Raw genomic sequence first — 21,618 nt, forward strand, 5'->3', positions numbered from 1 at the left:
TCAACGCATTCAATATGGGAATCCGCAAGACGAATACAATGAGGCCGCCATCCTATCGGCGGGACAGAATCCTTGCCACCTCAACTGCAAAATACGTCATAATGCCGTCGCAGCCCGCACGCTTGAATGCCAGCAAGGTTTCGAGCATTGCGCGCTCTTCGTCGATCCACCCTTGCATGCCGGCGGCTTTAATCTGCGTATATTCGCCGGAGACTTGATAGGCGAAAATCGGCAGGCCAAAAGCTTCTTTCAGCCGCCAACAGATGTCGAGATAGGGAAGGCCAGGCTTCACGATCATCATGTCGGCGCCTTCTTCGACGTCGAGCGCGGCTTCCCTGACCGCTTCCATGCTGTTTGCCGGATCGATGTAATAGCTCTTCTTGTCACCCTTCAGCAGTCCGCCGGTAGAAATGGCTTCCCGGTAGGGGCCGTAGAAGGCCGATGCAAATTTCGTGGCATAGCTCATGACACCGACATTCTGGTGTCCTGCACTGTCGAGAGCCCGGCGGATGGCGCCGATGCGTCCGTCCATCATGTCCGATGGTGCAATGATATCGGCACCTGCATCTGCCTGGACGACCGCCGCACGCGCGATCTGATCGACCGTTTCATCGTTGATGATCTCGCCATCGCGCAAAATGCCATCGTGGCCGTGGCTGGTGAAGGGATCGAGCGCCACATCCGTGATGACGCCGATATTGCCGACGTGCTTCTTCAGCGCGCGACTTGCCTCGTTGATCAAGTTGTTTGCGGACAGACTATGGGAGCCGGTCTCATCTCGAAGATCCATGGCGATGTTCGGAAAGGTGGCAATTGCCGGTATTCCAAGATCGGCTGCCTCTTTTGCAGCTTCTACCAGTTTGTCGACGCTCATTCTGTTGACGCCGGGCATGGCCGCGATCGGCTCCACAACGTTGGTGCCAGGCACGACAAACACCGGCCAGATCAAATCATCTACGGTCAGACGATTTTCCTGTACAAGCCGTCTTGTCCAATCCGCTTTGCGGTTTCGCCGCATCCGGCGATGTCCGGTTACGTCGTCAACCAGATGAGTTTTGTCTTGCATGATCAGTCTCTCGGAAGTCGGGCCGCGCAACTCGTGGGCGGAATAGGTAGATGAGAGACCGTGCTTATCATAAAAGCGTCGCTTTACCAAAAGAGACCTTTGGTCGCGGTGCCCAAGCGGTAGCGAACGACAGCCGCTCGCTTTAAGATGGATAGTATGGAAGACGATTCTCACACGATACCTGGACGCACGCTGACCGATCTTCTGTTCGTCATATTCCTGCGCATGGTCGCTCTCTTCTGTTTCTGGTCGGGCCTGCAATATTGGGGAATGCTGGTCGGCTATTCAGAGGCCGGGGTGGGGCGGTTCGATCTCCTGAGCCTGCCATGGCGCGTTGCCAGCACCAGCCTTGCGGTGGTCTTTCCTGTCGCGTCCTTGGGCTTGTGGTTGACGGTCTCGTGGGGGCCCGTGGTTTGGCTTCTCGCTGCTGCCGGCGAGGTCGCGATGTACGGCGTCTTTCCGCACATCTATGGTCAGAACGAACTGGTGGTGATCGTGCATGGTGCGGTCGGCTTGCTATACCTCGTATTCCGGTTTCTTCTCTGGTTGGAGAAGCGCAAGCGCCGCGGGCAGGTAAGCACTGATTTACCGTAATACAACCACTTGTTTCGGTAAGGTGCTGTTAAGCCTGCAGTTTAAGTAGAATTTTATGTGTATTCGATAGGGTCTCTCACAAGGCGGGAAGAAAACCAACACCGCCAAACGAAACAGTGAGGCATCTATCATGAACACCAAGATTAAGCCACAGCAGGTATCTGGCGCTCGCGAGCAGGACCACGCAATCCGTGACCTCTACATGGAATCCCTTCATCTGGTTGAGAGGCTGCATCGCCGTCTCCTGGATGTCATCAAGGACGAGTTCGACCGTCAGGGACGCAGCGACGTCAACGCCGTCCAGGCCCTGCTTCTCTTCAATATCGGCAATTCGGAACTGACGGCTGGCGAACTTCGCTCTCGCGGCTACTACCTCGGTTCTAACGTATCATACAACGTCAAGAAGCTGGTCGATCTTGGTCTTATCAATCACCAGCGCTCGCGTGTCGATCGCCGCTCGGTTCGCATCAGCCTGACGGATGCAGGCGCGGATATCGCCGATACCGTTGCCAAGCTCTATGAGCGCCATATCGGTTCCATCGACAAGGTGGGAGGTATCGGCACGGACGAATTCGCGCAGATGAACAAGCTTCTACAGCGCCTCGACCGGTTCTGGAACGACAGCATCATGTATCGCCTCTAATGGCTGTGCATATGCTCTCGGATGCATAAAACTGGCCGGATCTTTAAGCCGCCGCCAGTTGTGCCGAAGATCAATAGGATTTTCGGGCCGATGCTGAAGTGCATGACAGCGACTTTGGACAAGGCCGCCGAAACCGAACGTACGCGTTTTGTCTCGGCCTTGTGACCGCGTCGCTTCTCTCAAAAGTGTGAAACACAAGGGACTGTGTGTGTCCCTTGTTCTTTAATTCCGACGCCTCCTTCGGAACGGCAACCGGTTGCGTTTCCCTGCGCATCCGGCTTTGCTGTTTTTGCCCAGCGCTGGCCAATGGTTGTTTCTCTTCGGCAACAGTAGCGGTCGGACCCATTCTCCTCCCGCGCCAGCGCGTAAATCGCATAAATATCTGAATACATTGATTTTTCGCTGGAAAGGCGGTCGCTAAGTTTTTGATCGGAAGCGTGAAGCCGAAACTGCCTGGACACGAATTGGCCATATTGGTATGGCAGCCGAGGAAGCATGAAAGAGATGTTGTCTCAGGGCAGCCTGCTGGTGATTTTGTCAGTCGCGATATCGTGATTGATGAAGCTTCTTTTTCCGGTTGTTCCATGCAACGAAAAGATCCATTCCGCGTTGCAGGGCGGTGCAAGGTCGCAGGTCTCTCAAGCTGCGACAGTCAGTGGTTGGGAAAATATGGCGAAGAAGAACGGAATTGAAATTCTTTCGCGGCGGTCTTTTTTGGCATCCGCTGCAACGATTGGGGCGGGTGCTCTTGCAACGCCAGCGCTGGCGCAATCTGCAATCGATTCATTGCTCAACGCGCGCGGTCGCGGCGATTGGGATGATCAGTTCGATGCAAAAGCCGCCTCACGTACAGCCGCCGCTACGATCTCCAATACGCCGATCCTCGGCCCGCATTCCGTCGCCAGCATTCAGCAGGGCATCGCCCAGTACCAGCAGATTGCCTCTGCCGGTGGTTGGCCGCAGGTCCCTATTGCCCAGCAACGCCTGCAGCTTGGCGCAAGCGATCCGATCGTCGCGACTTTGCGCCAGCGTCTTGCCGTTACCGGTGATCTGCCGCGCGAAGCCGGCATGTCGAATTCCTTCGACTCTTACGTCGATGGCGCCGTAAAGCGCTTCCAGGCTCGCCACGGCCTTCCCGCTGACGGAGTTCTTGGCGAATTCACGATGAAGGCAATGAACATTCCGGTTGATGTACGCCTGCAGCAATTGCAGACCAACCTCATCCGTCTTCAGACCTTCCCGGAAGATCTCGGCCGTCGCCATGTGATGGTCAATATCCCTGCGACCTATCTGGAAGCCGTTCAGGATGGCAGCGTCGCGCTGCGAAATGCGACGATTGTTGGCCGCATCAGCCGTCCAACGCCAATCCTGAATTCAAAGATTTTCGAAGTTATCTTGAACCCCTACTGGACCGCACCACGATCGATCGTCCAGAAGGACATCATGCCGCTGATGCGCAAAGACCCGACCTACCTCGAAAAGAACTCAATCCGTCTGATCGACGGCAAGGGCAACGAGGTCGCACCGGAAACCATCGACTGGAATGCCGAAAAGGCGCCAAATCTGATGTTCCGTCAGGATCCCGGCAAGATCAACGCCATGGCCTCGACGAAGATCAACTTCCACAACCAGTATTCGGTCTACATGCACGACACGCCGCAGCAGGGCCTGTTCAACAAGCTCATGCGGTTTGAATCGTCCGGTTGTGTGCGCGTTCAGAACGTGCGCGATCTAACGACTTGGCTATTGCAGGAAACGCCCGGCTGGAACCGCCAGCATATCGAGCAGGTCATTGCCAGCCGCGTCAACACGCCTATCGAGCTGTCGGAAGAGGTGCCTGTGTACTTCGTCTACATCTCGGCGTGGGCGATGCCGGATGGCGTCGTGCAGTTCCGCGACGATATCTACGAGATGGACGGCAATGCTCAGCTTGCGTTGGATACCACGCAGGGCACTGAGCAGCCGGTGCAATAACCAGGCATTGATTGGGTAAAGACAACAAGCCGCGGTGTTTCGACCCGCGGCTTTTTCACGCGCGTGGATTGCCTAGCAAATGTCGCTCCTCGTATTGCCCTTCAAGAAGCGGATCGTTAATAGCTTCACGCATGAACGTTGAGGAGCCACGACGATGACCATTGCTTCCACACAATCCTTCTTCAATCGCCCACTTGCGGAAGTCGATCCCGATATTTTCGACGCGATCGGCAAAGAGCTTGGTCGTCAGCGCCACGAGATCGAGCTGATCGCTTCGGAAAATATCGTTTCCCGCGCTGTTCTTGAAGCGCAGGGCTCGATCATGACCAACAAGTATGCCGAAGGCTATCCCGGTAAGCGCTATTATGGCGGCTGCCAGTTTGTCGATATTGCCGAAGAGCTGGCGATTGATCGTGCAAAGAAGCTGTTCGGCGTGAATTTCGCCAATGTGCAGCCGAATTCCGGCTCGCAGATGAACCAGGCTGTCTTTCTCGCGCTGCTTCAGCCGGGCGACACCTTCATGGGCCTCGACCTCAATTCAGGTGGTCACCTGACCCACGGTTCGCCGGTTAACATGTCCGGCAAATGGTTCAATGTCGTTTCTTACGGCGTACGAAAGGACGATCACCTGCTCGACATGGATGACGTCGAGCGCAAGGCGAAGGAGCATCGCCCAAAGCTGATCCTGGCAGGCGGCACGGCCTATTCGCGGACCTGGGACTGGAAGCGTTTTCGCGAGATCGCTGACGAAATCGGCGCTTATCTGATGGTCGATATGGCGCATATTGCGGGTCTCGTGGCAGGTGGTCAGCATCCGTCGCCATTCCCGCATTGCCATGTTGCCACGACGACCACACATAAGTCTTTGCGTGGTCCGCGCGGCGGCATGATCCTGACAAACGACGAGGACCTGGCCAAGAAGTTCAACTCGGCTGTTTTCCCTGGCTTGCAGGGCGGACCGCTGATGCATGTGATTGCAGCGAAGGCAGTTGCATTCGGCGAGGCACTGCAGCCGGAATTCAAGGATTATGCGGCTCAGATTGTCAAGAATGCGAAGACACTCTCGCAGACTCTCATCGAGGGCGGTCTCGATGTCGTGTCCGGCGGGACCGACAACCATCTGATGCTCGTCGATCTTCGTAAGAAAAACGCGACGGGCAAGCGCGCCGAAGCCGCTCTCGGCAGGGCTTATGTGACTTGCAACAAGAACGGCATTCCTTTCGACCCTGAAAAGCCATTCGTAACCTCGGGTGTGCGTCTTGGCACACCAGCCGGCACGACGCGCGGCTTCAAAGAAGCTGAGTTCAAGGAAATCGGAACGCTGATCATTGAAGTTCTGGATGGCTTGAAGGCTGCCAATTCGGATGAAGGCAATGCAGCCGTGGAAGCGGCTGTAAGGGAAAAGGTCGTCGCGCTGACGAACCGTTTCCCAATGTACGATTACATAGCCTGAGCTGAATCACGGCTGGCTGATAAGACAGCACTGGGCTAAAGGCTCGGCTTAACTAGATAGCGCTGCGTCTGCCGAAGGGGCGGGCGCAGCGCTTCGTTTGGCGTTGTGGGCGCCTCATCCCATATGTTAGATCCTCAAGGTCTTTATGCTTTGCGTCGCCAGACGGTCGATGGCAGGGAGAAAATGAATGCGCTGTCCGTTCTGCGGCTCGGAAGATACCCAGGTCAAAGACTCTCGTCCCGCGGAGGACAATACCTCCATTCGTAGACGCAGGATTTGCCCCGATTGCGGCGGACGCTTTACGACATTTGAGCGGGTGCAGCTTCGTGAGCTCCTCGTCATCAAGAAGACCGGCCGAAAAGTCCCGTTCGACCGGGAAAAACTGGTCCGCTCATTCGAGATTGCCCTTCGTAAAAGACCCGTCGATCGCGACCGCATAGAGCGAGCGGTATCTGGGATCGTGCGCCGCCTGGAAAGCTCGGGCGAGGTGGAAATCAGTTCCGAGCAAATTGGCCTTCAGGTGCTCGAGGCCTTGAAGACTTTGGACGATGTCGCCTTTGTGCGCTATGCCTCCGTCTACCGCGATTTTTCTCATGCGGAGGATTTTGAAAAGCTGATTGCCGAGATCAATGCGAAGATCGCGCGCGATCCTCTGGATGGCTAGTGATGAAACCGGATCGCGATTTTGACCGAAAGTTCATGGCGGAAGCTATTCAACTTGGGCTGACGCATCTTGGTCTGACTGGTTCTAATCCTTCCGTAGGTTGTCTCCTCGTCAATGAAGGTGTGGTGGTAGGCCGGGCCGTGACGGCGATGGGCGGGCGTCCACATGCCGAAACGCAGGCGCTCGCGCAGGCCGGCGCACGAGCGCGAGGCGCAACAGCCTATGTGTCGCTGGAACCTTGCTCCCACTTCGGAAAAACGCCGCCGTGCGCGAAGGCCTTAATCGACGCAGGTGTTGCCCGTGTGGTCGTCAGCGTCATGGATCCGGATGACCGGGTTGCTGGTCGTGGATTGGCTATGCTGGCCGAGGCCGGGATTGCTGTTGAGAGTGGCGTCATGGAAGAGGAAGGCAAGCGCTCCTTGATTGCCTACCTCACGCGGCAGACGAAAAGACGACCCTATGTGACTCTAAAGCTAGCGATTTCTGCAGATCGGAAAATTGGAAGACTGGGCGAAGGACAGATCGCGATTTCAGGTCCCGAGGCGCGGCTGGAAGTGCAAAGGCTAAGGGCTGAGACCGATGCTATTTTGGTCGGGATCGGGACAGCACTTGCCGACGATCCTTTGCTCACGGTTCGCCTACCGGGTGAAGAGGATCGATCGCCGCTCAGGATCGTCCTTGATCCTCAGCTTTCTCTACCCCCTTCCAACAAGCTGGTGGCAACGGCGGGCGAGGTGCCGGTGATTGCCGTCGCCACGGAGCCTCCCGGGTTCGACGATCAGAAAGATGAGGCATTCCTGGCGCGTCGGGCGACACTCGACGAAGCCGGCGTAGAGATCTTGCAGTGCGATCCGCAGCGGCTCGACATTCTTCTTTCGGCTCTCGCCTCGCGTGGAATTTCCTCGTTGCTCGTCGAGGGTGGGGCCAAGACAGCTTCCCGGTTTCTGGAGGCTGGACTTGTCGACCGCATCATTCTTTATAAGGGGCAGCTTGTCATTGGTGAACGAGGCATAGATGCGCCGGTGAGTGAGGGCGAGATACCAGAGGGATTTACGCTGCGGGATCAACGCCAAGTCGGTGCAGATCAACGCTACGAATTTGAGAGAGACATCTGATGTTTACAGGAATTGTGACGGATATCGGTACGGTTGAAGCGGTAACGCCTTTGAATGAAGGTGTTAAGCTGCGCATCAATACAGGTTACGATCCTGCGACAATCGATATCGGCGCATCGATTGCCCATTCTGGGATCTGCTTGACTGTCACGGGCCTTTCCGATGAGGCCAGCAATGTCCGATGGTTCGAGGTCGAAGCCTGGGAGGAGGCGTTGAGGCTAACGACCCTTAAGGCTTGGACAGCGGGCACGAAGATCAATCTCGAACGATCGCTGAAAATCGGCGATGAGTTGGGTGGACACATAGTTTCGGGGCATGTCGACGGCACAGCCCGGATTCTGTCCGTTACGGATGAAGGAGACGCCACCCGATTTCGTTTGCGTGCACCCGAGCATCTTGCCCGCTTTGTGGCGCCCAAGGGCTCGATTGCGCTTGATGGCACCTCTCTGACCGTCAATGCTGTGAGCGGCACCGACTTCGATGTCTTGCTGATACGCCACACGCTGGACGTTACCACCTGGGGACAAAGGGCCGCCGGCGACCACGTCAACTTCGAGGTCGATACAATGGCGCGTTATGCTGCGCGGTTGGCAGAATTTCCAACCTCATCCTCGTGAGGACGGGCGCTCCAAGAGAATAACATCGCCGTTGTAATCGGTACGTGTCACCTCTTGAAATCCCAGTTTATGAGCAAGCTTTAGCGAGCTGTCGTTCGCGGGATGGATAATGGCGGTCATTGATTTCGACGGAAAGCGTTGCTCTCCCCAAGAAATGAGAGCCCGCATGGCCTCTCGTGCGTAACCACGACCCTGATATTGCGGCGCGAGAAGCCATCCTGTTTCCAAAGTGCCTATGATGGATGGCGTCATTGCGCGCTTGACCTCGTGAAAACCGGCTTCACCGATAAGTGCGCCGCTGTCTTTTTCTTCGATTGCAAGGAAACCGAAGCCAAGGTGATGCCAATGGCCGGCAGCTTTGATGAGCCGCGCCCAAGTCTGTTCTACGGTCGAGGGAGTGCCGCCGATGTATCGCACCACTGAAGGATCGCTCCACAACGCGTGATAAGCATCGAAATCTTCCAGGCAATGCGCGCGAAGCACCAAGCGTTCGGTTTCGATCGTCGCAATATCAACCATGAAGCATGGCCCCTGTCGTTAAAAATCGGACACGACCATGTTTCATGAAGATGCGCAACTCTCATAGGCAAGAGCTGACGTCAGGCTCACCGCACATAAAAGGTGACGCTACCGTTGAGAGCCTTTTGGACGTTTGCGATGTTTTTCAATGCGACACCCTGATCTGCAAGCTTACGGCTAAGCGATTCATTCTCAGCGATCGATGCTCGGATGTCGTTCATCTCGGTTTCGGTGCGCACAGGCGCAGAGCGCGGGCCGTCACGTCGATCTGGCAGGCCATGCCAGTTGTAGACGTGTTCGATATTAAAGCCGCCATCAAAGCTGCGAAGAGCCTGCTCTATGGAAACTTGGCGACCGAAGCCGAGGTTCGACGCATAAGTTGTCTGACCTAAGCCAACTGAAAGGGTGAATGCGACAACGAAAAATTTGGCAGCGCGGTTCATGATCCTGATCCTTTTGTAAGAGCGGCGGTCGACTGCGGCAGGGGCAGGGGATCGTCATTGCGATGCACAATGGAGATGGCGAGATCGAAGCACGCCTTCAAGGCCTCAATGGCGCGAGACGCATTACATCTTCGTCACCTAGGCATCTTGATAAAGGGCCGGTATGATAGGTCAGGCTGAACCGTTGACTGACTCTGCATGACTGGTTGTCATGCTCGTAAACCGATATTGCAAGCGTGCCATGCTTGGAATTTGCTTGCCATTCGGCTCAATGCATGTTTTGACCCGCGCCTGCCCTCTGACTATGCCGTAAATCGAAGGTGAAGCATGTCGCATGACGCCCCGCATATTTTGATCGTTGAAGCCCGTTTTTATGACGATATGGCCGACGCCTTGCTTGACGGCGCGACCCATGCGCTGAAAGAGGGCGGGGCGACTTATGACATTGTCACGGTGCCTGGCGCACTGGAAGTACCGGCCGCAATCGCAATGGCACTCGATGCTCAAGATGATGGTGGTACCCAGTATGATGGATTCGTCGCTCTCGGTATGGTGATCCGTGGCGAAACCTACCATTTTGATATCGTCTCCAACGAGTCATGCCGCGCGCTGATGGATCTGTCGGTGAGTGAATCGCTGGCAATCGGAAATGGCATCATGACCGTCGAAAACGACGACCAGGCGTGGGTTCGGGTTCGTCGATCCGAGAAAGACAAAGGCGGCGCTGCCGCGAGGGCCGCTTTGGCCATGATCGCCCTTAAAAAGAAGCTGGGTGCCTGATATCATGAACGAGAATACCGATCGTCCGGTGAAAGTTGCCAATCAGCGCGGCGCCGCCCGCCTTGCCGCCGTACAAGCTTTGTACCAGATGGATATCAGCGGCGCTGGCGTTCTTGAAATTGTCGCTGAATACGAAGCGCACCGTCTCGGTCAAGAAATTGATGGCGAAACCTATTTGAAGGCAGACCCATCATGGTTCCGCTCGATCGTGTCTGGTGTCGTCAAGGAACAACGTCGTCTTGACCCCCTGATCGCTTCGGCACTCCAGGATGATTGGGCTTTGTCGCGCATGGACAGCACCGTGCGCGCTATCCTCCGTGCCGGCGTCTTCGAGTTGCTGGATCGTAAGGATGTACCGGTGCCCGTGATCGTGACGGAATACGTCGAAATCGCCCATGCTTTCTTCGAGGAAGATGAGCCGAAATTGGTGAACGCTCTTCTCGATCGTATTGCCAAACAAGTGCGCGGCGAAGCGAAGAAATAATCACGTCAGGCTTTTGATCTTACGATTCCAGGCCTGCAGCGGCATTTGGTAATGTTGTGCGGGCTTGACGCCATCGTGCTGCCACGCAATCTTGGCGGCAATCGCCTTTCGTGGGAGGAGCACGGAAGGTTGATTCTGGCGCAGCCGGAAGCGTCCTGTTCCGGCGTCTCGGGGAGGAGAGCCTAAATGCTTGTTCTTTTATGCGTGATCGCTTGTGGATTGTTGTCCATTGCTTATGCAATCTGGGCAACAAGATCGGTGCTGGCCGCCGATCAGGGCAATGCCCGGATGCAGGAGATCGCGAGCTATATTCGCGAAGGTGCCCAGGCTTATCTGGCGCGGCAATATCGAACCATCGCCATTGTCGGCGTTGTCGTTTTCATCGGAGCCTGGCTCCTGCTCTCGGCAACGGCTGCATTCGGCTTCCTCATCGGCGCGGTTTTGTCCGGGGCAGCCGGTTTTATCGGAATGCATGTTTCCGTGCGCGCCAATGTGCGCACTGCGCAAGCCGCTTCGCTCAGTTTGTCGGCGGGTCTGTCCATCGCCTTCCGTTCCGGCGCGATCACCGGCCTCCTTGTGGCCGGGCTCGCCCTCCTTGGGGTCTCGATCTATTACTACGTCCTGACAGCTGTTCTCGGCCATGACCCCGGGTCTCGAGAAGTCATCGATGCGCTCGTTTCGCTCGGATTTGGGGCATCTTTGATTTCGATTTTCGCGCGTCTTGGCGGCGGTATCTTCACCAAAGGTGCCGACGTTGGTGGCGATCTGGTCGGCAAGGTTGAAGCCGGCATACCCGAGGATGATCCGCGCAACCCAGCCACGATCGCTGACAACGTCGGAGACAATGTCGGCGATTGCGCCGGAATGGCTGCCGACCTGTTCGAGACCTATGCGGTTTCGGTGGTTGCGACGATGGTTCTTGCCGCAATCTTTTTTGCCGGCACGCCGCTTTTGGCTAGCGCAATGATTTATCCGCTCGCGATCTGCGGCGCCTGCATCATCACGTCGATTGTCGGCACCTTTTTCGTGAGACTTGCAACCAATGGCTCCATCATGGGAGCTCTTTACAAGGGCTTAATCGCCACAGGCGTTCTATCTGTTGGGGGACTTGCCATTGCCACGTCGGCGACGATCGGATGGGGAACACTTCAGGGGGCTGACGGCTTGTCAATGACAGGTAGCGGCCTTTTCGCTTGCGGCCTGGTCGGTCTTCTGGTCACGGCGCTGATCGTGGTCATCACCGAATACTACACAGGTACTAACAAGCGGCCGGTCAATTCCATTGCGCAGGCTTCAGTTACGGGACACGGCACCAACGTCATTCAGGGCCTTGCCATCTCGCTTGAATCGACAGCGCTGCCAGCCATCGTCATCGTTGCCGGCATCTTGGCCACGTATCAACTTGGAGGCCTGTTCGGTACCGGCATCGCTGTGACGGCAATGTTGGGTCTTGCCGGCATGATCGTGGCCCTCGATGCCTTTGGTCCGGTCACCGATAATGCCGGTGGTATCGCCGAAATGGCTGGCTTGCCGCCAGAAGTACGCCACTCGACAGATGCGCTTGATGCCGTTGGCAACACCACGAAGGCCGTAACGAAGGGCTATGCGATCGGTTCGGCTGGACTGGGCGCGCTGGTTCTTTTTGCTGCATATTCCAACGACCTTCGCTACTTCGCTGCACATGGTGATCTCTACCCGTATTTTGCCAATATAGGTACGATCTCCTTCGAACTCTCCAATCCCTATGTCGTCGCCGGACTGATTTTCGGGGGACTTATCCCTTATCTTTTCGGTGGGATAGCGATGACTGCTGTCGGTCGCGCGGCGAGTGCGATCGTGGAGGAAGTGCGTCGTCAGTTCCGCGAAAAACCTGGCATCATGCAAGGCCGTGATCGTCCGGACTACGGAAAGGCTGTTGATATCCTGACCAAGGCAGCCATTCGCGAGATGATCGTGCCGTCGCTTCTTCCCGTTCTGGCGCCGCTTGTCGTTTACTTTGGCACGCTCGTCATTTCCGGTTCGAAAGCTTCGGCCTTTGCCGCACTGGGAGCCTCACTCCTTGGCGTCATCATCAACGGCTTGTTCGTGGCGATTTCCATGACATCCGGTGGCGGCGCTTGGGACAATGCCAAGAAAAGCTTTGAAGACGGCTTTGTCGATAAGGATGGCGTCCGCCACGTCAAAGGATCTGATGCCCATAAGGCGTCCGTAACGGGCGATACGGTTGGCGATCCCTACAAGGACACCGCAGGCCCGGCGGTCAATCCTGCCATCAAGATCACGAATATTGTTGCGCTGCTGCTTCTGGCTGTCTTAGCTTGATGCCATCGTAAAAGACAAAACCCACCACTTTGGAAGCGGCGGGTTTGTTACAATCAGAAAAGGCGGCGCTTTCGAGCGCCGCCTTTTGAATTTGATGCGGGCCAATGCTTCGATTGGTCCTCTCGATTGCCGTGCGCTCCCGTTCAGCGCAAGCTGCCCGGGTTCTGTGGGGACGCCTGCGTACCGCCGCCGAACAGCCCCTTGGCGGCGTTCGCCGCGCTGCCACCAGACAACAACTGCTGCAGGAACGTAAGATCCTTACCGCCCGTCGGCGTGACGCGTGTAATCGTGTCGAAGACTTTGCCGTCTTTAAGCGTATAGTTTGCGCGCCGCTCGACAATGCCGTCCTTGTTGAAGTAGATCGCCAGGATGCTCTGATCGACCACCTTCAATTTCTGGAACGCATAGGAGCGTTCGCGGCGCTGCGAGATGTAATAGAAGACCTCGTTTTCGAATGTTGCCGTCGTGGATGGCGTGCCCAGCGAAAGCAGGACTTGTTCACGGCTCGAACCCTCAGGAACGAGGTTGAGGGATTGCTCGTCGACGACATAGCCGCCGTTCAAAACGGTGCCGGTCTGGCAGCCGGTCAAGCCGGCCGTGGCGATCATAACGGCGAGTGCTGCATTACCAAACAACTTCGCGTCAGACTTGAAATACCGTTTCGTCAACGACATCTTCTCCCTCGAGATATAAATTGCAGGCATCGGCCGCCCATGCTGATCGCTGATGCCGAAGGTTTGTGGCCTTTCCGGGGTCGTGGCCATGGGAACTGTGAGAAAAGTCTCCAGCTGGCCGTCGTCCCACGAAAGCAGCCACCTTCGGCATTGCAATTCGCGTCTGCTTCGGTAAACCAGCTTTTCGTGACATGCAACAAGGCCTCGGCCGCTTGGCGGCAAGAATAAAGGGTTTCCGGAATAAACCATGGTCTTTGGCCTTTTCCGTAAGAAAAACAGCAATGAGAGAATTGTCGAACAGCAATATGCGAAGCTGACCTCGACCGCTCGCACTCCGGTGTTCTACCTGGACATGAATGTTCCGGATACGGTAATGGGCCGGTTCGAAATGCTGTCGCTGGTTATGATTCTCTATTTCCGGCGGACCCGTTTTTCCGATGCGCGAGGCAAAGAGATTGCTCAGGCGATTGTCGATGCTTTTTTTCAGGACATCGACCATTCCATTCGAGAACTCGGCGTCGGCGATAGCAGCGTTCCAAAGCGGATGAAGAAACTCGCAAAGATGTTTTACGGCCGGCTTGAGTCTTATGCTCAAGCGATGGACGGGGCAGATGCCGTCGCGCTCGAGGCTGCCTTGCGACGCAACATTCATCCCACGGATCTTGCGTCGCATGAGATGACTGCTTTGGCTGCTTGGGCTTTAGAGGTTGATGGGGTACTTCGCACTGTGAGGGAAGATGATATTGTCGCCGGAACGATCGAACTTCCGGTGCGACACTAGGAATTGCAATATGAGCAAGCTTGATGAAATTCCCTTTTCCTACCCCGTAAAGGTCGGACACATTTCCGCCAATCCGGTTTCTGTTCGACTTGCCGCGGACGAAAACGAATTGAAGGCAATCGCGCAGGCTTGGGACGTTCTGGCCGTCCAGGCTCTGGAAGCTGATCTTGTCATCAATCGCTGGAAGCGCGACGGCGTGCGCGTCAAGGGGCGTGTTACGGCGCGTCTGACGCAGGCCTGCGTGGTGACGCTGGAGCCAGTCGATGAGGCCATCGACGAGCAATTCGAACAGATTTTCGTCCCCGATAATTCAAAGCTGGCGCGCCGTCCTGCCAATGATGACGGCGAATTGTTGCTCGATCCGGACGGCCCGGATCTTCCCGAGACCTTTTCCGGCGACACCATTGACGTTGGTGACGTGGTGACGGAATTTGCAGCCTTGGCAATCGACCCTTATCCGCGCAAGCAGGGGGTTGCCTTTGAGGACCATGTCGAGGATGACGGGAGCAACGATAAGCGCCCGTCGCCGTTCGCCACGCTTAAGGACTGGAAAAAAGACTAAGCTGTGCGATGAGGTATCAATATAAATAATGAGGTTGTGCCCCATCCGAAACACGCTATTTTGGCCGCCGATTTTGCCCGTCAAGAAACTACTAATTCTGCGCGCGCCAGACGAGGCGCAGGGGCCGCGCTGCAATTGACACAGACAGAGAATATACTTTTCTGCAGAAAAGCCGGTAAGGCGGAAAAAAGGACTAGGGACGCGTGATCAGAATTTCACTTGACCTGATGGGGGGCGACTTCGGCCCCGACGTTGTCGTGCCGGGGGCGGCAAAGGCGCTTGAAAGGCATCCTGATATTTCCTTCGTCTTTTACGGGCTGAAAGAGCAGTGCGAGCCGATCATAAGCCGCTTTCCGAAGCTTCAGGAAAAGTCGTCCTTCCGCGACTGCGAGCTTGCTGTCAGGATGGATGAGAAGCCAAGTCAGGCTTTGCGTCGCGGTCGTTATGTCTCGACCATGTGGCGCACGATCGAGGCGGTTAAGACGGGGGAAGCCGATGTTGCTGTCTCAGCGGGCAATACCGGTGCCCTGATGGCGATGGCAAAGTTCTGTTTGCGTACAATGGCGCATATCGAGCGCCCCGCGATCGCAGCGATCTGGCCGACCTTGAAGGGTGAGAGCATCGTTCTTGACGTTGGTGCGACGATTGGCGCTGATGCGCAGCAGTTGATGGACTTTGCATTGATGGGCGGCGCAATGGCGCGCGCTCTCTTCGCAGTAGAGCGTCCATCCATTGGTCTGCTCAATGTTGGCGTGGAAGAGGTCAAGGGGCAGGAAGAGGTTAAGGAAGCAGGGCGTCTTCTGCGGGAAGCCGATCTGGACTCACTGACCTACTTCGGTTTCGTCGAGGGTGACGATCTGGGCAAAGGCACCGTGGATGTCGTGGTGACGGAGGGCTTTTCCGGCAATATCGCGCTCAAGGCTGCCGAAGGAACGGCCAAGCAAATTGGGGAATATCTCCGTTCGGCCATGTCTCGAACCCTTTTAGCGAAGATCGGATATATCTTGGCCAAGAGCGCGTTCGACATGCTGAGGGAAAAGCTCGATCCGAGCAAAGTGAACGGCGGCGTGTTCCTCGGTCTGAATGGCATTGTGATCAAAAGTCATGGCGGTGCGAATGCGGAAGGTATCGCTGCTGCTATTGAAGTCGGTTACGACATGGCCAAGAATGGCCTCAATCAAAAGATAGACAGCGATTTAAAGAAGTATCATGCTAAGCGTCTGCCCCCGATCGGGCCTGAAGCAGCATGATTGTCGGTTAGGACCTGCATAATGATCCGATCAGTGGTTCGCGGCTTTGGCGCTGCATTACCCAAACGCGTCGTCACAAACCGCGAAATGGAAGACATCGTCGATACGTCTGACGACTGGATCGTGCAGCGGACGGGCATACGTCAGCGTTATATTGCCGGCGAGGGGGAAACAACGTCATCGCTGGGTGACGCCGCAGCCAGGGCAGCGCTAGACAATGCAGGTCTTACGGTAGCCGATATCGACTTGATTATCTGCGCGACTTCAACACCAGACAATACGTTTCCGGCCACCGCAGTTAAAATCCAGAACATGCTTGGCATGAGCCATGGCTTCGCTTTTGACGTGCAGGCTGTGTGCACTGGCTTTGTCTATGCTGTCACGACAGCGGATGCCTACATCCGAGGCGGCTTGGCAAAGCGGGTTCTCGTCATTGGCGCGGAAACTTTCTCGCGCATTCTCGACTGGAACGATCGGACGACGTGCGTACTCTTCGGTGATGGCGCAGGCGCTTTGATCTTGGAAGGTGTTGAAAGCAAGGGAACGACCGACGATCGTGGCATTCTGGCCGCCAGCTTGCGTTCGGACGGGGCGCATCGCGACAAGCTTTACGTAGACGGGGGGCCTTCATCAACCGGCACGGTTGGAAAGCTTCGGATGGAGGGGCGCGAGGTTTTCAAACATGCGGTTGGGATGATTACCGATGTTATTCAGGCGGTCTTCGATTCGACCGGCACGACTCCTGATCAACTCGACTGGCTCGTCCCTCATCAAGCGAATCGGCGGATAATCGATGCCTCGGCCAAGAAGCTCGACATACCACCTGAAAAAGTCGTCATCACTGTAGATCTTCACGGCAATACGTCAGCCGCTTCGATCCCGCTGGCGATCGCCACGGCAGCCTCTGACGGGCGGATCAAGGAGGGAGACCTCGTGATGCTCGAAGCCATGGGCGGCGGTTTTACATGGGGCGCCGTTTTGCTGCGCTGGTAGCTCGGCGAAAGCAAAAAAACACTCGCGAACAAGAGCTTGACCGTTGAAGCCAAGCGAAATAGTCTCAGCACGCTTTCAGACACACCTTGTAGAAAACGGGCGGAGCACGATGGCCGGAAAAACAGTGACGCGGGCGGATCTGGCTGAATCGGTTTTCCGAAAAGTTGGTCTTTCCCGCACGGAATCAGCTGAGCTTGTCGAAACAGTCATCGACGAGATTTGCAACGCTATCGTGCGTGGTGAAACCGTGAAGCTGTCTTCCTTTGCAACTTTCCAGGTACGTGACAAGAACGAGCGGATCGGACGCAACCCTAAGACGGGTGAGGAAGTACCGATCTCTCCGCGCCGCGTGATGACATTCAAAGCTTCGAATGTACTTAAAACGCGCATTTTGAAAGCACATAACACGCGTAAGGCGAAGCAGAAGCCAGCAAACCCGATGGCGTAGCTGCAGCACCTTTGCCTCGCATTGGTCTTGCCCATCATTTTGTGGGCCTTTCACACGAACCACTTGAATTCAGAAGCTTAAACCGTTGAGATAACAACGAGTCGGCTGCAGGCGATGCGGCCACACTGTGGAGTTGTGTGTTGGATAAGAGCCCGGACGCTTTTCGAACGATCAGTGAAGTTGCTGAAGACCTTGATCTCCCCCAGCACGTCCTTCGGTTCTGGGAGACGCGTTTTCCGCAGATCAAGCCGATGAAGCGTGGCGGCGGACGGCGGTATTATCGCCCCGACGATGTCGATCTTTTGAAAGGCATCCGCCATCTGCTCTATGACCATGGCTATACGATCCGTGGTGTGCAGAAGCTATTGAAGACCAATGGCAACAAGTTCGTGATTTCGATCGGCCAAGGCGATCTGGCAAGCGTTCAAGCGCTTGCGTCAAGCGGTTCCAAAGACAACGAGCCTGCAGGCGAGCCGCGTTTGGCTTTGTCTGAAGAAGATCAGGTTGTCGGGCGTGCTAAGCCGCCGATGACGCGGCGTTTTTTCAACTTTGTCAGCGGTGAAGACGATCAACTCGAGGTCTCAATCGGAAAGTCCAACGTCGGCAAGGAAGATCGCGCTCTGCTTCAAGAGGCACTTTATGATCTTCTTGAGTGCAAGAGGCTTCTCGACCAGGTCCGATAGACCATTCGAGTTCGGTTTCCTGAAGTCAAATACGAGCCATTTCTGACTGAATACACTTTTCGCGTGAATTTTTGGGAGCGACCACGGAATAATTGTTTCGTGTCTCATCTTCGCACGTTCCTTCTCTGAATCCGGCATGTTAAGGCCGATATGCAGCCGAGTGTTTGATTCGCTTGGCTGTGCGGAAGAGGGGACATCGAGGTCAGGGCGTGACTCGTATTTTTTCGATACAGACAATGTATCCGATCGTCTGCGTCGCGGTGGCGACGCTGCTTTGCGGGTGTACGTCAACGGGAGGTGTCAGTCAGCCTTCCGGGCCTGAGACCGTGGCGTCTGAAAGGGCTCTTGCCCTGCCGCCCCCAGGTGGACCGGCGATCGTGGGTGTTGTGGAAACAAAACACAGCAACGGCGTAGAGCAGAACATTTCGCTTTTCACCTCCTCGTCCGTGTCCGGACAGAATTTCCTGAAAATCCAGTTTTTTGGCGCGCCTGGAGGAAGTGCAGGGTCAGGCGCTGCGCAATATCGGCAAATCAACGAAGTAGGCGTGATACGCGAAGCCTTCCGCGCTGTGCCGGGCGTTCGAATGGCGCGGGTAGGAACTGTTTTGCAAAACAGCTACGGGCCTTTTGCTTATGCATCGGGACGCAGTGCAACGGGCGACACCTGTATTTACGCTTGGCAGCAGCTTCGAGGAAATCGTTCGGCTGAAACAACGGCACGATATCTCGGCATGATCCAGGTCCGTCTGCGGCTTTGCGATGCGCATGCATCGGAGCGGCAGCTTCTCGGTGTGTTTTATGGGTATACCATAACAGGAACCTTGGTCGGTGAGATCTGGAACCCGCTTGGTCCCGCGCCAGGCGCTGCCACCAGTCTCGGACAAAGTGGCGCTCCCATCTATCCGGACGAGGGTGGTTATCGAGCTTATAAGATGCCGATCGGCTATGAGCCGCCACCGGTGATGCGCAGCGCCCCGCCTTCTGGATCGGTGAGGCGTTCGCCTGTTCGCGCCGCTGCGCCACAGCCGGCTGCATTGCCTGCGCCAATCGGCCCGAGGGTTCCCTTGCCCAACCTTGATGCTGGCTCGAGCTCTGCAGCGCCCGCGCCTCAAGCCACTCCCGCGGTTCCTCCAGCGAAAAACATGCAAAGCGCAGCCCCAGCCCCAGCCCCAGCCCCCGTCACCGTTCCTTCGCCATTTTGCCAGGGGGGCGGTGCTCAAGGGACAGCTTGCGCAAAATAACCTATTGTCAGTTCAGGGCAGCGTTGAAGATACGAAGGAATGCCGATGAAGAGAATAAGAAGCGTCTTGATCTGGGCAATCGTCACGCTATGCATCATCGCGCTGATTACTCTTCCGGTTAATTTGCAAAGTCAGCTTGTGACCAGCGCCTCCGTCGTCGTTCTGATGGCGCTGATCAAGTTTTTCAAGCGCGAGGGAAGCTGGCGTTTGATCGCACTTGCATTCGGTACGTCGATCGTCCTGCGCTACGTCTACTGGCGAACCGCCAACACGCTTCCGCCGCTGAACCAACCCGAAAACTTCATTCCCGGCCTGCTTCTTTATCTCGCCGAAATGTACAACGTGGCGATGCTGGCGCTCAGCCTGTTCATCGTCGCTATGCCGTTGCCGCCGCGCCCCTCGCGCGCCACCCGGCTCGAGGTGTTCCCACATGTGGACGTTTTTGTTCCGTCCTATAATGAGGATGCCGAACTGCTCGCCAATACACTGGCGGCTGCCAAGGCCATGGACTATCCAGTCGACAAGTTGCATGTCTGGCTGCTCGATGATGGCGGTACCACCCAAAAGCGCAATTCAACAAAACTGCTTGAGGCGCAGACGGCGATCGCTCGGCACGCCGAACTCAAACGCCTGTGCGAAGAGCTCGACGTCAACTATCTGACGCGAGATCGCAACGAGCATGCGAAGGCAGGCAACCTCAACAATGGCATGCGACATTCGAGTGGCGAACTCATCGCGGTCTTCGATGCCGATCACGCGCCAGCGCGTGATTTTCTGCTCGAAACCGTCGGATACTTCGAGGACGATCCAAAGCTTTTCCTCGTTCAAACGCCTCACTTCTTCATCAATCCCGATCCCCTTGAGCGCAACCTTCAAACATTCGATCGCATGCCGAGCGAAAACGAAATGTTTTACGGGATTATCCAGCGCGGCCTGGATAAGTGGAATGCCTCGTTCTTCTGTGGTTCGGCCGCGGTTTTGAGCCGCAGAGCGCTTCAAAGCCAAAACGGATTTAGCGGCGTCAGCATCACCGAGGATTGCGAAACGGCGCTTGCTTTGCACAGTACCGGCTGGAACAGCATCTATGTCGACAAGCCACTGATCGCCGGCTTGCAGCCTGCTACCTTTGCAAGCTTTATCGGTCAGCGGAGCCGCTGGGCGCAAGGCATGATGCAGATCTTGCGTTTTCGCTTTCCGCTCTTCCGGCGTGGATTATCCATGCCTCAACGTCTTTGCTACATGTCATCGACGCTGTTCTGGCTGTTCCCGTTTCCTCGCGTCATTTTCCTTTTTGCGCCGCTCTTCTACCTGTTTTTCGATCTCGAAATCTTTACAGCGTCGGGCGGTGAGTTCCTCGCCTACACGTTGGCCTACATGATGGTCAATCTGATGATGCAGAACTACCTCTACGGGTCGTTCCGCTGGCCGTGGATTTCAGAGCTTTATGAATATGTACAAACCGTGCATCTGTTGCCGGCGGTGATTTCGGTCATTCTCAATCCGCGAAAGCCGACATTTAAAGTAACGGCAAAGGACGAGTCGATCGCAACAAGCCGTCTGTCTGAAATCAGTCGGCCATTCTTCGTGATCTTCGCGGTGCAGATCGCGGCGCTTATCGTCACGATTTATCGGATCTATGCCGAACCCTATAAAGCCGATGTAACGCTGGTGGTCGGCGCGTGGAACCTGATCAATCTCATTATGGCAGGCTGCGCTCTCGGCGTCGTATCGGAAAGAGGAGAGCGAGCTTCGTCTCGCCGCGTTCGCGTCAACAGGCGTTGCGAGTTTGGAATCAACGGCAGCTGGTATGCCGCTTCCATCGAAGACGTTTCGGTTCGCGGGGCGCGCCTGCATGTTTTCAGCAAAGGCATCGATCAGCTAGTAGCGGGAATGGAAGGCGAAATTCGCTTCAGGCCCTATAGCGGCGCGGAGCTGGAAAGCCTTCCGCTCACGGTGCGAAACGCCGAGATCGAAGGCGATCTGACGATGGTCGGATGCCAATATAGGCCCAAGAATGCGGCAGATCACCGCCTGATTGCAGATCTTATCTTCGCAAATTCGGCTCAGTGGACGCAGTTTCAAGAAGGGCGTCGGCGAAATCCGGGTATCATCAGAGGCACGATTTGGTTTATCGGCCTTTCTCTGTTTCAGACCAGCCGCGGCCTTGTTTATTTCTTCCGCGACATCAAGGGCGAGCCAGAAGGCGAGGCGTCCAAAGCGAGCAGAATATGAGACAAGTCTTTGCTTTTGCCTTTTTCTTGTTAGGTGCGCCAGTCTTCGCACAAAACATGCCTTTTGACATGTCGAACGAA

22 protein-coding genes are annotated in these 21,618 nt (G+C 55.9%); 18 read left to right on the forward strand and 4 right to left on the reverse strand.

Annotated elements, in window-relative coordinates; genetic code table 11:
• Window positions 1–52: 52 nt before the first annotated feature.
• Complete coding sequence (gene hemB / locus VQ830_RS02925) at window positions 53–1,066, reverse strand: porphobilinogen synthase (RefSeq protein WP_337266543.1); 1,014 nt, start codon at window positions 1,064–1,066, stop codon at window positions 53–55.
• 156 nt (window positions 1,067–1,222) lie between these two features.
• Between hemB and VQ830_RS02930 the strand changes: the two genes are divergently transcribed.
• From VQ830_RS02930 to VQ830_RS02960, 7 genes are all read left to right on the forward strand, one after another.
• Window positions 1,223–1,660 carry a DUF6163 family protein gene (locus VQ830_RS02930; protein WP_337266544.1) on the forward strand — a complete coding sequence of 146 codons (438 nt, stop codon included), beginning with the start codon at window positions 1,223–1,225 and terminating at the stop codon, window positions 1,658–1,660.
• Window positions 1,661–1,790: 130 nt separating this feature from the next.
• Entirely contained in the window at window positions 1,791–2,303 is a 513-nt protein-coding gene (ldtR, locus tag VQ830_RS02935; protein WP_337266545.1) for a transcriptional regulator LdtR, read from the forward strand.
• 669 nt (window positions 2,304–2,972) lie between these two features.
• Window positions 2,973–4,277, forward strand: a complete 1,305-nt coding sequence (locus tag VQ830_RS02940) for a L,D-transpeptidase family protein (RefSeq protein ID WP_337266631.1) — start codon at window positions 2,973–2,975, stop codon at window positions 4,275–4,277.
• A 154-nt stretch (window positions 4,278–4,431) separates the two neighbouring features.
• Window positions 4,432–5,730: a serine hydroxymethyltransferase gene (glyA, locus tag VQ830_RS02945; RefSeq protein WP_337266546.1), complete on the forward strand. Its 1,299-nt coding sequence runs from the start codon at window positions 4,432–4,434 to the stop codon at window positions 5,728–5,730.
• Window positions 5,731–5,917: 187 nt separating this feature from the next.
• Complete coding sequence (gene nrdR / locus VQ830_RS02950; RefSeq protein ID WP_337266547.1) at window positions 5,918–6,394, forward strand: transcriptional regulator NrdR; 477 nt, start codon at window positions 5,918–5,920, stop codon at window positions 6,392–6,394.
• A 2-nt stretch (window positions 6,395–6,396) separates the two neighbouring features.
• Window positions 6,397–7,509: a bifunctional diaminohydroxyphosphoribosylaminopyrimidine deaminase/5-amino-6-(5-phosphoribosylamino)uracil reductase RibD gene (gene ribD, locus VQ830_RS02955; protein WP_337266548.1), complete on the forward strand. Its 1,113-nt coding sequence runs from the start codon at window positions 6,397–6,399 to the stop codon at window positions 7,507–7,509.
• Window positions 7,509–8,126, forward strand: a complete 618-nt coding sequence (locus VQ830_RS02960; protein ID WP_337266549.1) for a riboflavin synthase — start codon at window positions 7,509–7,511, stop codon at window positions 8,124–8,126. The genes ribD and VQ830_RS02960 overlap by 1 nt, the downstream gene beginning before the upstream one ends.
• On the opposite strand, the gene VQ830_RS02965 is transcribed toward VQ830_RS02960, so the two are convergent.
• A complete protein-coding gene (locus VQ830_RS02965) occupies window positions 8,115–8,645 on the reverse strand; it encodes a GNAT family N-acetyltransferase (protein WP_337266550.1) in 531 nt (176 codons plus the stop codon). The two genes, VQ830_RS02960 and VQ830_RS02965, sit on opposite strands and share 12 nt — an antisense overlap.
• Before the next feature lie 86 nt (window positions 8,646–8,731).
• Window positions 8,732–9,088: a hypothetical protein gene (locus tag VQ830_RS02970; protein ID WP_337266551.1), complete on the reverse strand. Its 357-nt coding sequence runs from the start codon at window positions 9,086–9,088 to the stop codon at window positions 8,732–8,734.
• 327 nt (window positions 9,089–9,415) lie between these two features.
• Between VQ830_RS02970 and ribH the strand changes: the two genes are divergently transcribed.
• From ribH to VQ830_RS02985, 3 genes are all read left to right on the forward strand, one after another.
• Complete coding sequence (gene ribH / locus VQ830_RS02975; RefSeq protein ID WP_337266552.1) at window positions 9,416–9,868, forward strand: 6,7-dimethyl-8-ribityllumazine synthase; 453 nt, start codon at window positions 9,416–9,418, stop codon at window positions 9,866–9,868.
• Window positions 9,869–9,872: 4 nt separating this feature from the next.
• The gene (nusB, locus tag VQ830_RS02980; protein ID WP_438617143.1) at window positions 9,873–10,352 is read left to right on the forward strand and encodes a transcription antitermination factor NusB; all 480 of its coding nucleotides are present in this window, start codon (window positions 9,873–9,875) and stop codon (window positions 10,350–10,352) included.
• Between the two features lie 186 nt (window positions 10,353–10,538).
• On the forward strand, window positions 10,539–12,674 hold the full coding sequence (locus VQ830_RS02985) for a sodium-translocating pyrophosphatase (RefSeq protein ID WP_337266553.1): 2,136 nt from the start codon (window positions 10,539–10,541) through the stop codon (window positions 12,672–12,674).
• A gap of 143 nt (window positions 12,675–12,817) precedes the next feature.
• On the opposite strand, the gene VQ830_RS02990 is transcribed toward VQ830_RS02985, so the two are convergent.
• Window positions 12,818–13,348, reverse strand: coding sequence for an outer membrane protein assembly factor BamE (locus tag VQ830_RS02990; protein WP_337266554.1), 531 nt, complete (start codon window positions 13,346–13,348; stop codon window positions 12,818–12,820).
• A 247-nt stretch (window positions 13,349–13,595) separates the two neighbouring features.
• On the opposite strand from VQ830_RS02990, the gene VQ830_RS02995 reads away from it, so the two are divergent.
• The 8 genes from VQ830_RS02995 (at window position 13,596) to bcsA (ending at window position 21,538) form a co-directional block, all read left to right on the forward strand.
• Entirely contained in the window at window positions 13,596–14,129 is a 534-nt protein-coding gene (locus VQ830_RS02995; RefSeq protein WP_337266555.1) for a ubiquinol-cytochrome C chaperone family protein, read from the forward strand.
• Window positions 14,130–14,139: 10 nt separating this feature from the next.
• Complete coding sequence (locus VQ830_RS03000) at window positions 14,140–14,691, forward strand: YceD family protein (RefSeq protein ID WP_337266556.1); 552 nt, start codon at window positions 14,140–14,142, stop codon at window positions 14,689–14,691.
• Window positions 14,692–14,894: 203 nt separating this feature from the next.
• Window positions 14,895–15,941 carry a phosphate acyltransferase PlsX gene (gene plsX / locus VQ830_RS03005; RefSeq protein ID WP_337266557.1) on the forward strand — a complete coding sequence of 349 codons (1,047 nt, stop codon included), beginning with the start codon at window positions 14,895–14,897 and terminating at the stop codon, window positions 15,939–15,941.
• Between the two features lie 21 nt (window positions 15,942–15,962).
• On the forward strand, window positions 15,963–16,934 hold the full coding sequence (locus VQ830_RS03010) for a beta-ketoacyl-ACP synthase III (RefSeq protein ID WP_337266558.1): 972 nt from the start codon (window positions 15,963–15,965) through the stop codon (window positions 16,932–16,934).
• Between the two features lie 109 nt (window positions 16,935–17,043).
• Window positions 17,044–17,382, forward strand: a complete 339-nt coding sequence (locus VQ830_RS03015; RefSeq protein ID WP_337266559.1) for an integration host factor subunit alpha — start codon at window positions 17,044–17,046, stop codon at window positions 17,380–17,382.
• Window positions 17,383–17,519: 137 nt separating this feature from the next.
• A complete protein-coding gene (locus VQ830_RS03020; protein WP_337266560.1) occupies window positions 17,520–18,065 on the forward strand; it encodes a MerR family transcriptional regulator in 546 nt (181 codons plus the stop codon).
• Between the two features lie 227 nt (window positions 18,066–18,292).
• Window positions 18,293–19,306 (forward strand): cellulose biosynthesis protein BcsN, encoded by a 1,014-nt coding sequence (gene bcsN / locus VQ830_RS03025; protein ID WP_438617152.1) that lies wholly within the window; start codon window positions 18,293–18,295, stop codon window positions 19,304–19,306.
• Window positions 19,307–19,351: 45 nt separating this feature from the next.
• Window positions 19,352–21,538: a UDP-forming cellulose synthase catalytic subunit gene (gene bcsA, locus VQ830_RS03030; protein ID WP_337266561.1), complete on the forward strand. Its 2,187-nt coding sequence runs from the start codon at window positions 19,352–19,354 to the stop codon at window positions 21,536–21,538.
• Window positions 21,539–21,618 lie beyond the last annotated feature (80 nt).

The organism is Oryzifoliimicrobium ureilyticum, assembly GCF_037199735.1.
GTDB lineage: Bacteria > Pseudomonadota > Alphaproteobacteria > Rhizobiales > Rhizobiaceae > Rhizobium > Rhizobium ureilyticus.

What these genes read in the sequence shown, in the direction of transcription:
- nusB (WP_438617143.1), top strand. Translation starts at nt 9,873, where the DNA reads ATGAACGAGAATACCGATCGTCCGGTGAAAGTTGCCAATCAGCGCGGC.
- VQ830_RS02995 (WP_337266555.1), top strand. Translation starts at nt 13,596, where the DNA reads ATGGTCTTTGGCCTTTTCCGTAAGAAAAACAGCAATGAGAGAATTGTC.
- VQ830_RS02970 (WP_337266551.1), bottom strand. Translation starts at nt 9,088, where the DNA reads ATGAACCGCGCTGCCAAATTTTTCGTTGTCGCATTCACCCTTTCAGTT.
- VQ830_RS02930 (WP_337266544.1), top strand. Translation starts at nt 1,223, where the DNA reads ATGGAAGACGATTCTCACACGATACCTGGACGCACGCTGACCGATCTT.
- VQ830_RS02965 (WP_337266550.1), bottom strand. Translation starts at nt 8,645, where the DNA reads ATGGTTGATATTGCGACGATCGAAACCGAACGCTTGGTGCTTCGCGCG.
- VQ830_RS03010 (WP_337266558.1), top strand. Translation starts at nt 15,963, where the DNA reads ATGATCCGATCAGTGGTTCGCGGCTTTGGCGCTGCATTACCCAAACGC.
- VQ830_RS03000 (WP_337266556.1), top strand. Translation starts at nt 14,140, where the DNA reads ATGAGCAAGCTTGATGAAATTCCCTTTTCCTACCCCGTAAAGGTCGGA.
- ribH (WP_337266552.1), top strand. Translation starts at nt 9,416, where the DNA reads ATGTCGCATGACGCCCCGCATATTTTGATCGTTGAAGCCCGTTTTTAT.
- glyA (WP_337266546.1), top strand. Translation starts at nt 4,432, where the DNA reads ATGACCATTGCTTCCACACAATCCTTCTTCAATCGCCCACTTGCGGAA.
- VQ830_RS02960 (WP_337266549.1), top strand. Translation starts at nt 7,509, where the DNA reads ATGTTTACAGGAATTGTGACGGATATCGGTACGGTTGAAGCGGTAACG.
- VQ830_RS02940 (WP_337266631.1), top strand. Translation starts at nt 2,973, where the DNA reads ATGGCGAAGAAGAACGGAATTGAAATTCTTTCGCGGCGGTCTTTTTTG.
- hemB (WP_337266543.1), bottom strand. Translation starts at nt 1,066, where the DNA reads ATGCAAGACAAAACTCATCTGGTTGACGACGTAACCGGACATCGCCGG.
- VQ830_RS02985 (WP_337266553.1), top strand. Translation starts at nt 10,539, where the DNA reads ATGCTTGTTCTTTTATGCGTGATCGCTTGTGGATTGTTGTCCATTGCT.
- VQ830_RS02990 (WP_337266554.1), bottom strand. Translation starts at nt 13,348, where the DNA reads ATGTCGTTGACGAAACGGTATTTCAAGTCTGACGCGAAGTTGTTTGGT.
- nrdR (WP_337266547.1), top strand. Translation starts at nt 5,918, where the DNA reads ATGCGCTGTCCGTTCTGCGGCTCGGAAGATACCCAGGTCAAAGACTCT.
- ribD (WP_337266548.1), top strand. Translation starts at nt 6,397, where the DNA reads ATGAAACCGGATCGCGATTTTGACCGAAAGTTCATGGCGGAAGCTATT.
- ldtR (WP_337266545.1), top strand. Translation starts at nt 1,791, where the DNA reads ATGAACACCAAGATTAAGCCACAGCAGGTATCTGGCGCTCGCGAGCAG.
- bcsA (WP_337266561.1), top strand. Translation starts at nt 19,352, where the DNA reads ATGAAGAGAATAAGAAGCGTCTTGATCTGGGCAATCGTCACGCTATGC.
- VQ830_RS03015 (WP_337266559.1), top strand. Translation starts at nt 17,044, where the DNA reads ATGGCCGGAAAAACAGTGACGCGGGCGGATCTGGCTGAATCGGTTTTC.